General features: G+C 37.0%; 15 protein-coding genes. 10 read left to right on the top strand and 5 right to left on the bottom strand.

Going from position 1 to position 14,169, the window contains the following annotated elements; translation table 11 throughout:
- Positions 1-89: 89 nt before the first annotated feature.
- Positions 90-815: a glycerophosphodiester phosphodiesterase gene (locus ACX9TM_RS27125; protein ID WP_000042779.1), complete on the bottom strand. Its 726-nt coding sequence runs from the start codon at positions 813-815 to the stop codon at positions 90-92.
- Between the two features lie 152 nt (positions 816-967).
- Here ACX9TM_RS27125 and ACX9TM_RS27120 point away from each other — a divergent pair, with 152 nt between their 5' ends.
- From ACX9TM_RS27120 to speB, 4 genes are all read left to right on the top strand, one after another.
- Positions 968-1,375 carry a MerR family transcriptional regulator gene (locus tag ACX9TM_RS27120; RefSeq protein ID WP_000276560.1) on the top strand — a complete coding sequence of 136 codons (408 nt, stop codon included), beginning with the start codon at positions 968-970 and terminating at the stop codon, positions 1,373-1,375.
- Positions 1,376-1,380: 5 nt separating this feature from the next.
- The gene (locus ACX9TM_RS27115) at positions 1,381-2,544 is read left to right on the top strand and encodes an MFS transporter (protein WP_000444228.1); all 1,164 of its coding nucleotides are present in this window, start codon (positions 1,381-1,383) and stop codon (positions 2,542-2,544) included.
- A 186-nt stretch (positions 2,545-2,730) separates the two neighbouring features.
- Positions 2,731-3,558 carry a polyamine aminopropyltransferase gene (speE, locus tag ACX9TM_RS27110; RefSeq protein WP_000424696.1) on the top strand — a complete coding sequence of 276 codons (828 nt, stop codon included), beginning with the start codon at positions 2,731-2,733 and terminating at the stop codon, positions 3,556-3,558.
- 217 nt (positions 3,559-3,775) lie between these two features.
- Positions 3,776-4,648 carry an agmatinase gene (speB, locus tag ACX9TM_RS27105; protein WP_001209831.1) on the top strand — a complete coding sequence of 291 codons (873 nt, stop codon included), beginning with the start codon at positions 3,776-3,778 and terminating at the stop codon, positions 4,646-4,648.
- Positions 4,649-5,036: 388 nt separating this feature from the next.
- Here speB and ACX9TM_RS27100 read toward each other — a convergent pair whose 3' ends face one another.
- Entirely contained in the window at positions 5,037-6,074 is a 1,038-nt protein-coding gene (locus ACX9TM_RS27100) for a PTS sugar transporter subunit IIC (RefSeq protein ID WP_016125761.1), read from the bottom strand.
- Between the two features lie 233 nt (positions 6,075-6,307).
- On the opposite strand from ACX9TM_RS27100, the gene ACX9TM_RS27095 reads away from it, so the two are divergent.
- The gene (locus tag ACX9TM_RS27095; protein ID WP_000779921.1) at positions 6,308-6,670 is read left to right on the top strand and encodes a YxeA family protein; all 363 of its coding nucleotides are present in this window, start codon (positions 6,308-6,310) and stop codon (positions 6,668-6,670) included.
- A 25-nt stretch (positions 6,671-6,695) separates the two neighbouring features.
- Here ACX9TM_RS27095 and ACX9TM_RS27090 read toward each other — a convergent pair whose 3' ends face one another.
- Positions 6,696-7,682: a S66 family peptidase gene (locus tag ACX9TM_RS27090; protein WP_016125760.1), complete on the bottom strand. Its 987-nt coding sequence runs from the start codon at positions 7,680-7,682 to the stop codon at positions 6,696-6,698.
- A gap of 202 nt (positions 7,683-7,884) precedes the next feature.
- Between ACX9TM_RS27090 and ACX9TM_RS27085 the strand changes: the two genes are divergently transcribed.
- The 5 genes from ACX9TM_RS27085 to ACX9TM_RS27065 all read left to right on the top strand — a co-directional run bounded on the left by ACX9TM_RS27085 (position 7,885) and on the right by ACX9TM_RS27065 (position 11,867).
- Positions 7,885-8,322: a YwiB family protein gene (locus tag ACX9TM_RS27085; protein ID WP_065381844.1), complete on the top strand. Its 438-nt coding sequence runs from the start codon at positions 7,885-7,887 to the stop codon at positions 8,320-8,322.
- Positions 8,322-9,992 carry an arginine--tRNA ligase gene (argS, locus tag ACX9TM_RS27080; RefSeq protein WP_001086454.1) on the top strand — a complete coding sequence of 557 codons (1,671 nt, stop codon included), beginning with the start codon at positions 8,322-8,324 and terminating at the stop codon, positions 9,990-9,992. The genes ACX9TM_RS27085 and argS overlap by 1 nt, the downstream gene beginning before the upstream one ends.
- A gap of 391 nt (positions 9,993-10,383) precedes the next feature.
- On the top strand, positions 10,384-10,911 hold the full coding sequence (locus tag ACX9TM_RS27075; protein ID WP_000391642.1) for an RNA polymerase sigma factor: 528 nt from the start codon (positions 10,384-10,386) through the stop codon (positions 10,909-10,911).
- Positions 10,898-11,203: an ECF-type sigma factor negative effector gene (locus ACX9TM_RS27070; protein ID WP_000656684.1), complete on the top strand. Its 306-nt coding sequence runs from the start codon at positions 10,898-10,900 to the stop codon at positions 11,201-11,203. The genes ACX9TM_RS27075 and ACX9TM_RS27070 overlap by 14 nt, the downstream gene beginning before the upstream one ends.
- A complete protein-coding gene (locus ACX9TM_RS27065) occupies positions 11,196-11,867 on the top strand; it encodes an ECF-type sigma factor negative effector (protein ID WP_001001596.1) in 672 nt (223 codons plus the stop codon). Before ACX9TM_RS27070 ends, ACX9TM_RS27065 begins: the two co-directional genes overlap by 8 nt.
- A gap of 26 nt (positions 11,868-11,893) precedes the next feature.
- Here ACX9TM_RS27065 and ACX9TM_RS27060 read toward each other — a convergent pair whose 3' ends face one another.
- Entirely contained in the window at positions 11,894-12,268 is a 375-nt protein-coding gene (locus ACX9TM_RS27060; RefSeq protein ID WP_017672902.1) for a hypothetical protein, read from the bottom strand.
- A 146-nt stretch (positions 12,269-12,414) separates the two neighbouring features.
- On the bottom strand, positions 12,415-13,815 hold the full coding sequence (locus ACX9TM_RS27055; RefSeq protein ID WP_072770152.1) for a M28 family metallopeptidase: 1,401 nt from the start codon (positions 13,813-13,815) through the stop codon (positions 12,415-12,417).
- Positions 13,816-14,169 lie beyond the last annotated feature (354 nt).

Raw genomic sequence — 14,169 nt, 5'->3', positions numbered from 1 at the left:
CCCTCATTAATACAAGCGTTATTGTATTAGTATTGAGGGTTTTCGTTTATTTTAAACAATGAAATTTCGAAAATAAAAAGCTCCTTCCATTAAGAAAGGAGCTCAAAGGCACGTGCTGGCCAATCGGTAATGATGACATCTACACCATAATCAATCATAGTTTGTAAATCTTTGTATTCGTTAATTGTATATGGACGGAAAACATATCCTTGCTCTTGTGCTAACTGCACAAATTCTTTCGTTAATAACTGGAAGTTTGGATGTAATCCACTTGCTTCTCTATGTTTTGCTTCGGAAATTGGATCAGTAAGTGGTGTATCATATAAAATTGCTCTTGGGATTTCAGGAGCAATTTCTGCTAATAATGAAACAGAGTCATGGTTAAATGATGAAAATACAATTTGATTAGAAAGATGATATTCACGCACAAGTGCAACAGCTTTTTCCTCAATATTTGGGTAATGAATAACATCTGTCTTTAATTCAATATTTAGTTGTAAGTTCGTTGTGGAAAGCCAAATGAAAACCTCACGCAACGTTGGGATTTTTGCTTCATGGAAAGAAGGGTCTTTATAGCTACCAGCGTCCAATAATTGTAGTTCCTCTACCGTTTTTTCAGAAACAAGTCCAACGCCATTTGTTGTACGATCGACGGTTTCATCGTGAATTACGACAAGTTCACCATCTTTTGATAAGTGGACATCGAGTTCAATTCCGTGAGCACCAATGCGTTCTGCTTCTTGGAAGGCAATCATCGTATTTTCGGGATGTGTTCCTTTTACTCCGCGGTGAGCGAAAATAAGTGGTTTACTCATGTGAAATTCTCCTTATTATCTCTTTTCTTTTATTATGAAACTGCTTTAGGGAAAATACAATTGAATATGACAAACATTTACAAAAGTCTAACAGTTGCAGAAAAGTTAACGTTAACGTAAAATGTAATAATCAAGTGAAGGGAGGAATAAACATGTATAAAATTGATGAAGTAACAAAGCAAGTCGGTTTAACAAAACGTACACTTCGTTATTATGAGGAAATTGGTTTAATTCATCCCCCAGAACGTAGTGAGGGAAATATCCGTCTGTATACGGATGAGGATATTGCCAGAATTAAAAGAATTGTAGAAGCGAAAGAAGTGCTAGGAATCACACTTCAAGAAATGCAGCATTTCTTATCACTAAAAGAAAGAATGGAGCAAAGAAGAAATAGCGAAAATCCTCGTGATCGTGAAGTGATTCAAGAAATTAAAGATATGCTTGAAAAACAAGTGCAAACGTTAGACGAAAAAATGGAGCAAATGCAACGTGTAAAGGCAGAACTAGAAGATAGTTTACATCGTGCAGTAACATTTTTAGAGAGCACAAAAGGAGAGTAATCAAAATGGAGAGCAAACAAAAACTAGGGAGATTGATTACAGTGGTGGCTACCTTCCTTGCCTTTTCGGGTATAGGAGTAGTCGACCCAATTTTGCCGATTATTGCAGAGAAAATTGGTGCATCGCATTGGCAAGTTGAAATGTTATTTACCGCTTATATTTTAACGATGGCAATTATGATGTTACCAGCTGGTATATTTGCATCGAGATTTGGTGATAAACGGATGATGACAATCGGTCTTGCGATTGTGACTGTATTTGCGTTTATATGTGGTATGTCACAAACGATTGCTCAATTATCTCTTTTCCGCGCTGGATGGGGATTAGGGAATGCGATGTTCTTCGCGACGGCGATGACTTTATTGATTGCATTAAGTAAAGAAGTTCATGAAGCAGTAGGATTATACGAAGCAGCTATCGGCTTAGGTATGGCTGGCGGACCGTTATTAGGCGGGATATTAGGTGGTCATTCTTGGCGTTATCCGTTTTTCGCGACGAGTATTTTAATTTTCTTAGCATTTATTTTAGTATTCTTTTTTGTAAAAGAACCAGAACGAAAAGTGAAGCGTAAGGCTGCTGGCGTAGGGGAATTACTTAACCTGGTGAAGTATAAACCATTTATGCAAGGTGCCATTTCAGGGATGCTATACTACTACGGATTTTTTGTCGTGTTAGCATATTCACCACTTATTATGCATTTATCAGCTATTCAATTAGGCTTTGTATTTTGCGGATGGGGACTCGCGTTAGCTTACGGTTCTGCAATTTTAGCACATAAGCTAGAAGGGAAATATGAACCAAAAACATTATTGAAGGGTAGTTTACTCGTATTTGCGATTTTCTTAATTGCACTATTCTTTGTGAAAATTATGTGGTTACAAATTACTCTTATCGTTTTATCAGGATTGGCGTCTGGCTTAAACAATGCATTATACACAAGTTATGTAATGGATATTTCACCTTATGAAAGATCTGTTACGTCAGGTGTTTATAACTTTGTTCGTTGGTTAGGTGGTGCGATTGCTCCGATTTTATCAGGAATTATCGGTCATACTGTTTCACCACAAAGTCCGTTTTTAGTAGGTGGAATTGTGGTGTTAGTTGGTTGTATTATGATCCTAATTCCAATTCGTAAACCAGTAGAAATAGAGACAAAAGCCCTTTCTTAAGAAAGGGTTTTCTTTCCTTTTACGGTGCAAACCCTTTCCGCACATATGTTAGAACCCTCTGACTAAAATATATTTTCGGTATTTTTGTACTTTTAACTATACATTTTGGATGTTTTGTTTTATTTTTGTTAGGGGACATTAATGATGTCCCTATTATAAATTTGCATTGAAAGGCGTGATTGTACGATGGAACTATGGTTCACTGAAAAACAAACAAAACATTTTGGGATTACGGCGCGTATTAACCGCACATTACATACGGAGCAAACAGAATTCCAAAAACTTGATATGGTTGAAACGGAAGAGTTCGGAAACATGCTTATTTTAGATGGCATGGTTATGACAACAGAAAAGGACGAGTTCGTTTATCACGAAATGGTAGCGCACGTACCTTTATTTACACATCCAAACCCTGAAAACGTATTAGTTGTTGGTGGCGGTGATGGTGGTGTTATTCGTGAAGTGTTAAAACACCCAAGTGTAAAGAAAGCAACTCTTGTTGAAATCGATGGAAAAGTAATTGAGTACTCTAAACAATACTTACCATCAATTGCAGGCGCATTAGATAATGAGCGTGTAGAAGTAAAAGTAGGAGACGGTTTCCTACATATCGCAGAAAGCGAAAATGAATACGATGTAATTATGGTAGATTCTACTGAGCCAGTAGGACCAGCAGTAAACCTATTTACAAAAGGCTTCTACGCTGGAATTTCAAAAGCGTTAAAAGAAGATGGTATTTTCGTTGCACAAACGGACAACCCTTGGTTCACACCAGAGTTAATTACAACTGTGTTTAAAGACGTAAAAGAGATCTTCCCAATCACTCGTTTATACACAGCAAACATTCCAACTTACCCAAGTGGTCTTTGGACGTTCACAATTGGATCTAAAAAACATGATCCATTAGAAGTAAGTGAAGAGCGTTTCCACGAAATCGAAACGAAATACTACACAAAAGAATTACACAATGCAGCATTCGCATTACCGAAATTTGTTGGCGATTTAATTAAGTAAGAGAATTGTATCAAACAAATAAAGTGTAAGTAGCTCATTTAAGGTGTTTGTCCAGAAGACTTGAACATGCTAGCTACTTACACTTCTGTAGAGAAAATCGTCTTCTTGTTGTTAAAAAGAAGACCCGGTAAATCGAGAAAGAGGAGCAATTCGCTCCAAATTTGAGAAATAGTGAAAGGTTGGGATACCTTAAGTTCCACATAAGGAGGAAAAGAATATGCGTTTTGATGAAGCTTATTCAGGTAAAGTATTTATTAAAAGTCATCCAAGTTTTGAAGAGTCAAAGGTAGTTATTTATGGGATGCCTATGGATTGGACAGTAAGTTACCGTCCGGGATCTCGTTTTGGCCCTGCACGTATTCGTGAAGTATCAATCGGTCTTGAAGAATATAGCCCGTATTTAGATCGTGAACTAGAAGAGGTAAAATATTTTGATGCGGGTGATATCCCATTACCATTCGGAAACGCACAACGCAGCTTAGACATGATTGAAGAGTATGTATCAAAACTTTTAGATGCCGATAAGTTTCCACTAGGTCTCGGCGGTGAGCACCTAGTGTCTTGGCCAATTTTTAAGGCAATGGCAAAAAAATATCCGGATTTAGCAATCATCCACATGGATGCTCATACTGATTTACGTGAATCGTATGAAGGGGAGCCTTTATCCCACTCTACACCAATTCGTAAAGTGTGTGATTTAATTGGTCCGGAAAACGTATATTCTTTCGGAATTCGTTCTGGAATGAAGGAAGAATTTGAATGGGCGAAAGAAGTAGGTATGAACTTATACAAATTTGACGTATTAGAACCGTTAAAAGAAGTATTACCGAAACTTGCTGGCCGCCCAGTCTATGTCACAATCGACATTGATGTATTAGACCCAGCTCACGCTCCAGGAACAGGAACGTTAGAAGCTGGCGGTATCACATCTAAAGAATTATTAGATTCCATCGTAGCAATTGCAAATTCAAATATAAATGTAGTTGGAGCAGACTTGGTAGAAGTAGCTCCAGTCTACGACCATAGTGATCAAACACCAGTCGCAGCAAGCAAATTCGTGCGGGAAATGCTGCTCGGTTGGGTAAAATAAAAGTGAAGCCGACTGTTTAGACCCGGTGACTAAGGTTCTTTCCTGCAAAAGGTGCTTTTTACCTTTTGGCAGGGAAGGTTCTTAGACGCAAGGGTCTAGGAGGCGTAACTGGATAGAAATAAAAGCGGAAGCGGCTCGCTCAGAATGTGAGGGGGATGGAGCTTCAGACGTAGAGGCTCTTTTTGCCTCGAAGGAAGAAGCGAAGCAACCGATCATTCTAGCCACTGCAGCTAGATAAAATAAAAGCCCTCTATATGATTAGAGGGCTCTTATTTTTTCGTTATGTGTCGGTAAGTCGATATATTAAAAAAATCGCCGATATAATTTTATTTACTGTTACGCGACACAAAAAAGAGCTATTCCTAAACGATGGGAATAGCTCTTTTTCTTATGCAACCTTCTCTTCCGAAGTAACTCCGCGAATTTCATCAGCAGAGCGGATCGGATATTTATGGAACACAATAGATCCGATGTATCCGACAATAGTGGTAACGATCCCACATAATATAGCAGCAATTGTTACTTTTACAACGTCATTAAATCCGAATAAGACAAGAAGTCCTGGGATTGGTGATGCTGTTCCTGGTGCATTATTAACGAGCTGGAACAGAGAGGTAATAATACCAGCAAGTGCACCGCCAACGAAGTTTGTCGCATAAATTGGAATCGGATTTGCTGAAACAACATCGGCTTGTGTTAAAGGCTCGATTGCTACAGCAATTGTATCTTTCTTTGAACAAATTTTTAAGCGTTTAAAGAAAATAAAGTTCATTGGGGCTGAAGCTGCTACAGCCAGACTACCAATTGCCATTGGTAAACCTGTTAATCCAAGCATTGCAGTTAGTGCCATAGAACTCAGTGGAGAGGTAGAAATAACTGTTATTAATCCACCAAGCATAATACCCATAATGATAGGACTTTCTGTAGTTGCAACTGAAATCATAGAACCTATTTTACCAAGTGTGGCGTTAACGAGCGGATCCATAAGCATTGCCATTCCGCGTGAGATTGGTGCAGCGATAAATAGGATTGCTAAAAATTCCACACCAGCTGGTAATTTCTTTTCGAGAAATTTCACGACGAAGGCACAAACGTATCCAGCGAAAAATCCTGGTAAAATACCAAATCCACTAGTAGCGATACCAATTAAAACAGCATATACGGGGGAAACACCGATTGCTAATGCGACTAAAATCGCTGCTGCGACACCGCTCATACTACCGGAAGCTTTTCCTACTGATTGTAAAAAGTCATTATGAAACATTTCTCCACCTATATAACGGTGAAATGCTTCAATAAGAAAACTTGCAATTGCTGCATTAGCTAAAGCGCCCATCGCCTTCATTCCGTAAGGCGCACGGTAACTGAAAAGTGTAAATAGACAAAGTACAACAAGTAATAGTGCTAAACCTTGCAAGATAGCCATTTGAAAACTGTCTCCTTTGATTTTTGTAATAAAAATTCGTATCATTCAATAATAATATAAAAGTGTATGAAACGGAAAAATTTTTTCTTGGGAACTGGTTGTAAGAAAAAATCCCTTACAATAATGTAAGGAAAGTGTAAGACTTTTAGATAGAGTATAGTATGCTCTTTTCCGTATAATACAAGTATAGATATAATACTAGCGAGAAAGAAGTGCAAACAGGAGGTTCATGTATGAAATTGGTAATTAAAGTTTTAGCTGTATTCGCCATTATTCTAGGTGGAACAGCGTATTATTTGAACACAAAAACAGAAGGTGTACATGCTTTTGTAGACAACTTCTTTTCAAATAAAGAAATACAAGATTATTATGCGGTTATAGATAAAGGTGAGAAAAAAGACGGAGAATACTTGTATACTTTTAAAGGGTATACAGAAGATGGAAAGTTACAAGTTATTAAAAGAATGATGAACCGTGAATTGCATACGGGGGCGTTTATAAAAATTTATGCAAAAGGTATGCAAGGAAAAGGATGGGCTGAAATCCCGAAAGAATCCATTCCGCAAAAAGCGTTGGAAAAAATAGAAAAACCATAAAAGGAGCGACTCATTCGCTCCTTTTTTAGTACGTTAAAATAGTGATAGATGTCTTCTCTTTGTGAGAAATAATTTTTGCATGTCCACCAATTGGAAAAGTGAAAATCGGGGTTGTATGCCCGAAACTTGCGTTTGCAATGATAGGGATATGTGCAAGTTCAGGTTTTGAAGCAATCATTTCTTGAATGTCTTCTATCGTACATTCTGCACCTTTTTGCATCTTTCCTATAACGATTCCCTTTATGTATTCAAAACCTTGCTGCTGCATAAGGGAATGTAAATAACGATCAAAAGTTTTAAGAGTAGATGTTCCAGTTAAACTATCTTCTTCAATAAATAAAATTTTCTCCTTTAAATTTGGCATATATGGTGTACCTTGCAGTAAGTTAAATGTGCTCATATTGCCACCGATAATATCTCCCGTAGCTTCTCCTTCTTGAATTGAAACATATCCTTCATTTTTAATAAATTCTCGATTTTCCTGATCTATATACCAAGAATCATCGCTCCATGTTTCAGATGGAAGGACTTCAATAGGCTCATTAGAAGTTAAGCACTTTAAAAAGTAATCGGTTGTATATCCGAGCCCTTTCTCCATTCCAAACGAAGAGAAATGGGGTCCTGAATATGTAACAAGCCCTGTTTTTGCGTAAATTGCATTATTTAAGGCAGTAATATCAGAATAACCACAGAAAAATTTCGGGTTTTCACGAATTAAATCATAATCGAGATGTTTCAATAAACCATTTGAGTTGTATCCGCCAAGTGTAGTCAAAATAGCTTTTACATTAGAGTCTCGAAATGCTTCATGGAGGTCTTGAATGCGGGAAGAAATAGAGGAGGAAGCAAATCGATCTATCTCATCAGCATATTTTGAGAATGTAACTTGAAAGCCCATGTCAGTTAATCTTTTTATAGCAAGATTTCTATTTTCATTTGAAACAATACTTAAACTACACGATGGTGAAATCACTCGTATTTCAGCACCCTTTTTTAACTTTGTTGGTATCACTACATTCACCTCTTTAATTGAAAGAATATTTAGATTTAAAAAATATTTTATCATATGAAATAAAGTAGAAGTGAATTATTTTTTGAAATGGAGTTTTCCTGATTTTTCAGCAGACAGACAGAGTCTTTTTTTGATATGATAGGAAAAGTGATTTATTATAAGTAGTATTTAATATCTATAACATTTGAAAGGTGTGCAAGACGTGGAGAAACAACTTGCAGGCTTGCCGGTACACGTTCATTTCGTAACAGAAATCCGTGAAGGGGCGAGGAAGGAAACCGTTGCTTTTGAAGCAAATGGTCAATACTATGTAAAAGGTCAAGGTACATATGTAACATTCCAGGAGCCGAACGAACAAGGCGAAGTGAAAACAATTATTAAAATTCAAGATGAACAAGTTCTTATTATGCGTTCAGGTGCTGTTTCTATGCGTCAGACGCATGTGAAAGGTGAATGGACAACTGGTACGTATACGAGTGAACTTGGTACGTTTGCATTGCAAACAAAGACTGATAACGTTCTTTTTAAATGGTCGGATGAAAAGAAAAAAGGACAACTCTTCTTAACGTACGCATTGCTTCTAAGTGAACAAGAAGCTGGCAGATATATTATTACAATTAATTTGAAGGAGGCAAAATAATGAATTCCTTAGAACAGGTAAAAGGATTGATTAAAGAAGAAATTCAGGCTGCTGTATTAAAGGCAGAATTAGCGACAGAAGAACAAATTCCAAACGTTGTATTAGAATCTCCAAAAGATAAAACAAATGGTGACTTCTCTACAAATATGGCAATGCAACTTGCACGCGTTGCGAAAAAAGCACCTCGTATGATTGCAGAAGAACTAGTTGCAAACTTCGATAAAGCAAAAGCTTCTATTGAAAAAATCGAAATCGCTGGTCCTGGTTTTATTAACTTCTATATGGATAATAGCTACTTAACAGATTTAATTCCAACAATCGTAAACGCTGGTGAAGCTTACGGTGAAACGAATACTGGTAAAGGTGAAAAAGTACAAGTTGAGTTCGTATCTGCGAATCCAACAGGTGACCTTCACTTAGGACATGCACGAGGTGCGGCAGTAGGTGACACTTTATGTAACCTATTAGCAAAAGCAGGATACGATGTATCTCGTGAGTACTACATTAATGACGCTGGTAACCAAATTCATAACTTAGCTCTTTCTGTTGAAGCTCGTTACATGCAAGCTTTAGGCTTAGAAAAAGAAATGCCAGAAGACGGATACCATGGTGCGGATATCATTGGAATTGGTAAACGTTTAGCAGAAGAATTCGGTGATCGTTATGCGAAAGCTGATGAAAAAGAAAGCTATGAATTCTACCGTGAGTACGGTTTAAAATATGAATTAGCAAAACTTCAAAAAGACTTAGAAAGCTTCCGCGTTAAATTTGATGTATGGTTCTCAGAAACATCATTATACAAAAACGGGAAAATTGATCAAGCACTTGCTGTATTAAAAGAGCGCGACGAGATCTTTGAAGAAGACGGTGCAACTTGGTTCCGTTCAATGACTTACGGTGACGATAAAAACCGTGTATTAATTAAAAATGACGGTTCTTACACATACTTAACGCCAGATATCGCGTATCATCGTGATAAATTAGAGCGTGGTTTCGATAAGTTAATTAACATTTGGGGTGCTGACCATCACGGGTATATCCCACGTATGAAAGCTGCTATTCAAGCACTTGGTTACGATAAAGACACGCTTGAAGTAGAAATCATCCAAATGGTACAACTATACCAAAATGGTGAAAAAATGAAGATGAGTAAGCGTACGGGTAAAGCAGTTACACTTCGTGAGCTTATGGAAGAAGTAGGCGTGGACGCAATGCGTTACTTCTTCGCAATGCGTAGCGGTGACTCTCATTTAGACTTCGATATGGACTTAGCTGTATCAAAATCTAATGAAAACCCAGTATACTATGCACAATACGCTCACGCTCGCGTATGCAGCATCCTTCGCCAAGGTGAAGAATTAGGATTAGCTACAGGCGGAGACGTTAACTACAAACTTGTTACTTCTGAAAAAGAAGTAGAGTTACTGAAAAAACTTGGTGAATTCCCAGCGGTAGTTGCGGATGCAGCACAAAAACGTCTACCACACCGTATTACAAACTATGCATTTGAATTAGCAGCAACATTACACAGCTTCTACAATGCAGAAAAAGTATTAAACCAAGATAATTTAGAATTAAGTAAAGCTCGTTACGAGTTAATGAAAGCAGTACGCACTACACTTCAAAATGCATTAGCAATCGTAGGAGTATCTGCACCAGAAAAAATGTAATTAAGAAAAGCGGAAGCGGCTCGTTTAGAATAGGAGGGGGATGGAGCTCCTGACAGAGAGGCGTACTTTGCCTCGGAGGAAGGCGCGAAGCCACCGAGTATTCTAGCCGCTGGAGCTGGACAATAAAGAAAAGCGGAGCCGACTGTTTAGTCCCGAAGGCTAAGGTTCTTTCCCACAGAAGATGCATTTTATCTTCTAGTGGGGAAGGTTCTTAGACAGAAGGGGCTAGGAGGCAGAGCTGGACATAAAGAAAAGCGGACTTTCGTTTTTAAATAAAAGGCAATCACACGATGTTGTGATTGCCTTTTTATGTGGAGATAATAAAAAAATAAAATTTTATCAAACAAAAAGGGAATTTGCGTCGTCTTATATAAATGACAGGAGGCTTATGATGGAAGAAAAGGTAGAAGAATTAATTGATATATATAAGAAGCAAATATATTCCTTATGCTATAAGTTAGCAAAGACGAAAGAAGACGCGGAAGATATTTTTCAAGAGACATGGATAAAAGTTTTTTCATCGCGGCACCAACTTTCTTACGTGGAGAATTATAAAAAATGGATTACTACAATTTGTGTTCGTACGTTTTATGATTTTTATCGTAAGAAAAAAAGGTGGAAAGATCGAATATTGGATTTGTTTCATAAAGAGGATGGTGGAGAAATAGATTTCGCAGATGATGTGAATATATCAGAAGAATTTATTCAAAAAGTGGAAGCGGAAATGATACGGGAAGTTATACAGCTATTGAATGAAAAATATAAAACCGTGCTCGTACTCTACTATTATGAACAATACTCTTATAAAGAAATGAGCGAAATATTAAATATACCGATTGGTACGGTAAAGTATCGGCTTAATTATGGGAAAAAGAAAATGCGAGAACATTTGGAGGGGTTCGTTCATGAAGGAAGATAAATTTGAACAGAAAATAAAGAGCAGTTTAGCAGAAGAGATAACTCCAAGCGAAGAGCTAATAAATAACACGAAGCAGGGCGTGCGAAAGGCTCAGAAGTTAGAGAGGAAATGGATGATTTGTATTCACACCATTTGGATTGTTTTGCTAACAATTGTTATAGAACAATTTGTCACTCATTTGGATTATAAAATTCCTATGTTAATAGCCATTGTGATTATGATGCATGTATACATTCCGATATATGTTGTAATACAGTCATTTTTAAAGAAGGAGTATAAATTACATGAATGAGTTCGCTAATCCGTTTGTACTATTTGAAGTAGCTGGAGTGACGATGTTTTTAGCTTTTATAGCACTTTTAATATGTGTTGCATCATGGGTATATACAGATGCTAAAGCACATCAAATGAGTAAAGGATGGAGTGTCTTAGCGGTTATATTTCCATTTTTTATCGGTTTTTTGTTATATATGGTAAGAAGAAGTAAAAAGAAAGTTGAAGGAGAATATAAGATGAACTTTGTTAAAAAACAGAAAGTAACATTAGTTGCGATATTGGCAAGTACAATGTTTGTATTACTTAGTGGTTTTGCTTTTGCACAAACGTTAGATGACGCGTGGAAAGCAGGAGATATATATTTAGAAAATGAGAAGCAAGGGGAGACAAGTTACGAGGCGAAATTCTCATCATGGGATATTGCCGGTAAAGATATTGAACTTCAGTATGAGAAGGACACAGAAGTGACATTTTCTTATGAGACAGATGCAAAACGAGGGAACTTATGCTTTAGCGTGTATGAAAGACGAGGAGAAGGTATAAAAGAGTTAAAGGAAATCTGTGAATCGAAAAAAGGTAGTTTTACAGTTACTTTAAAAGCAAATGAAGAGTATGTATTGAATATAAGCGGATTAAAAGTGAAAGATGGATTCGTAAAAGTGAATTGGCAAGAGAAATAAAAGGGGCCCTATAAAGGACCTCTTTTTTATTGAATAGTATAAGTAACAGAAAAACTAACAGGACTATAGTAAACGTAAGGTGCATGAAATTGAACATACATATTTCCATCTGTTTTTGCAGTGAAAATTCGGCCGTAACCATCAGAATAACGTCCAATTAGGTTATGATTTGAGTCATAAACACTGTAACTAGGAGTTTTGCTGTTAGGATGAATTGTTAGTTCTTGTCCTTTTTGAAGGAAAATAGGTTCTTGTTCAGAACTACCTCCAGTTTGCAAAGAATAAAATTTTGTAAAGCTTTGTTCTTGAGCGGCAGCAGCGACTTTTGTTTCAGGAATAAACGCAGTAGCTCCAGTAATTCCTGCTAAAGTTAATGCACCTGCTAAAATTATTTTTTTCATAATAGAAAAAGCCTCCTTATTAGTTGTAATCGGTGTTGTTACAATTAATATTGTATACGATAATGGGTAGGATAAAATATGCTTTTATGCATATATATTTTTTCTCAATAAAAGACCACTGATAAAATCAGTGGTCTTTTAAATGATTAAGCAGCTTTCTGTTCAGTTTGAGGAACAGGTTTTTGAAGCGAGTTATAAACTCCTGTTCCGATAACGTCTAATGCCATTCTCATTCGTTCAGGTGAAATGTTTTCTAATACGTTATCTTGAGGTGTATGGTATACCTTCTCAATATGATAGATTAATGGATTCCAACTATCGACACCCATCCAAATGAATAGAGCAGCAGGAATACCAGCTTCAGCAAATGGAACATGATCACTAGAACCAAATTTACCTTGTAGGACGAGGTCATTATTTAGTTGTTTACTTGCTTGCAAGGCAGCGTCTGTTACAAAGTTTGTAGAGCCATCAGGTGTCATAGCGTATAAATTCTTTGCTTTATCATAATTTGTTGCAACCATGTCGGCGTTAAAGACACCTAAAATACGGTCGCGTTCTTTCTGGGATAGACTATTCACGTAATAATCCGAACCAAGTAATCCAGTTTCTTCAGAACCAAAGGTAATAAAGCGAATTTCTTTATCAGTTTCTACATTTTGAAAAGCACGAGCTAGTTCTAATACTAATCCAGTTCCAGAAGCATTATCATTTGCGCCAGGTGCTCCGACAACACTATCATAGTGCGAGCTTACAACGACTGCTTTCTCATTACCTGTACTCTTTTTTGGTTTCTTTTTGGCGATAACATTTAGAGATGTTAATTTAGATTCATGTCTCGCTTTTAGGGAAAGAATTGTTGTCCCTTTTTTAGCGATTTCTTCTTTAAATGCATTTCCTTGCGCATAAGCAAGACCAAAGACAGGGATAGACTGCTTTTTCGTTAGGCGGGGATTGAAGGTTTGTCCATAATTTCCGCGTCCGCCAATTAAACTGTATAAAAGAACACCTTTTGCACCTTTGCTAACAGCATTTTCAACTTGTTTATTATAGTCTGTAACTGTCGTTCCTCTTTCAAATAAAACAATTTTACCGTTTACTTCATTTGGAATATCTTCTAATTTTGTCCCACCTTGAACAAAGATAAGGGGGGCTGTAATAGCTTCTGTAGAAATGAGTGCATTAGGAGCAGCACCAGCTTGCCAATTACGTTTTGTTGATAGTGGTGATTCAATGAATCCAACGTATTGATCGGGCACCTGAAATGGTTGATATTCTACGTCATAGCCCATTGATTTAAGCTGCATACCAATGTAACGAGAAGCCCATTCTTCGGATTTTGTTCCACCGGGGCGAGGACCAATTGTTTCAGATAAGAAACGAACATGTTCAATCGCGCGGTTTGGATCAATCTGTTTTGTAATAGATGGAGTTTGTGTAACCTCTGACGTGGAATCCGCTTTTGCTTGCCCAATTGGAGCTAAGCTAACAGCGAGTGATACAGCAAGCAAAGAGCTTACTATTTTTTGTTTCAATGATTTTCTCATTTTTTCCTCTCCTATTCTTCTATTCTCTGTGACTGACAAAAGAAGACGGATAATGACTTTATTTTACCTTCGAGTCTTTTGTTTTTCAATATTCTGACATTGAGAAATAAAAACAATATATGCATATTTGCATATTTTTGAGGAAGATATGTATGCTATCATTTTAAACGAAGGTTCGCTTTCTACTCTGAAAGCTCCTACATTGCATGAATCTAGTGTACCCAAACTTTAGATTATGTAGAGAAATGGAACCACTGTAGGGTTTCATTTCTCATGTTTGAATCAGTTGATGGTAATTATGTTTCCGCATTTCATAATTATTATCAGTGATATATGTAAGGCATCCATATGAAA

The sequence above is a fragment of the Bacillus sp. LH1 genome (assembly GCF_057924895.1).
This window is presented reverse-complemented; position numbering and strand designations above follow the sequence as displayed.

Coding starts and splice junctions, on each gene's coding strand:
- ACX9TM_RS27120 (WP_000276560.1), top strand. CDS start 968: ATGTATAAAATTGATGAAGTAACAAAGCAAGTCGGTTTAACAAAACGT.
- ACX9TM_RS27065 (WP_001001596.1), top strand. CDS start 11,196: ATGAATGAGTTCGCTAATCCGTTTGTACTATTTGAAGTAGCTGGAGTG.
- ACX9TM_RS27100 (WP_016125761.1), bottom strand. CDS start 6,074: ATGGCTATCTTGCAAGGTTTAGCACTATTACTTGTTGTACTTTGTCTA.
- ACX9TM_RS27070 (WP_000656684.1), top strand. CDS start 10,898: ATGAAGGAAGATAAATTTGAACAGAAAATAAAGAGCAGTTTAGCAGAA.
- speB (WP_001209831.1), top strand. CDS start 3,776: ATGCGTTTTGATGAAGCTTATTCAGGTAAAGTATTTATTAAAAGTCAT.
- ACX9TM_RS27075 (WP_000391642.1), top strand. CDS start 10,384: ATGGAAGAAAAGGTAGAAGAATTAATTGATATATATAAGAAGCAAATA.
- argS (WP_001086454.1), top strand. CDS start 8,322: ATGAATTCCTTAGAACAGGTAAAAGGATTGATTAAAGAAGAAATTCAG.
- ACX9TM_RS27115 (WP_000444228.1), top strand. CDS start 1,381: ATGGAGAGCAAACAAAAACTAGGGAGATTGATTACAGTGGTGGCTACC.
- ACX9TM_RS27095 (WP_000779921.1), top strand. CDS start 6,308: ATGAAATTGGTAATTAAAGTTTTAGCTGTATTCGCCATTATTCTAGGT.
- ACX9TM_RS27060 (WP_017672902.1), bottom strand. CDS start 12,268: ATGAAAAAAATAATTTTAGCAGGTGCATTAACTTTAGCAGGAATTACT.
- ACX9TM_RS27125 (WP_000042779.1), bottom strand. CDS start 815: ATGAGTAAACCACTTATTTTCGCTCACCGCGGAGTAAAAGGAACACAT.
- speE (WP_000424696.1), top strand. CDS start 2,731: ATGGAACTATGGTTCACTGAAAAACAAACAAAACATTTTGGGATTACG.
- ACX9TM_RS27055 (WP_072770152.1), bottom strand. CDS start 13,815: ATGAGAAAATCATTGAAACAAAAAATAGTAAGCTCTTTGCTTGCTGTA.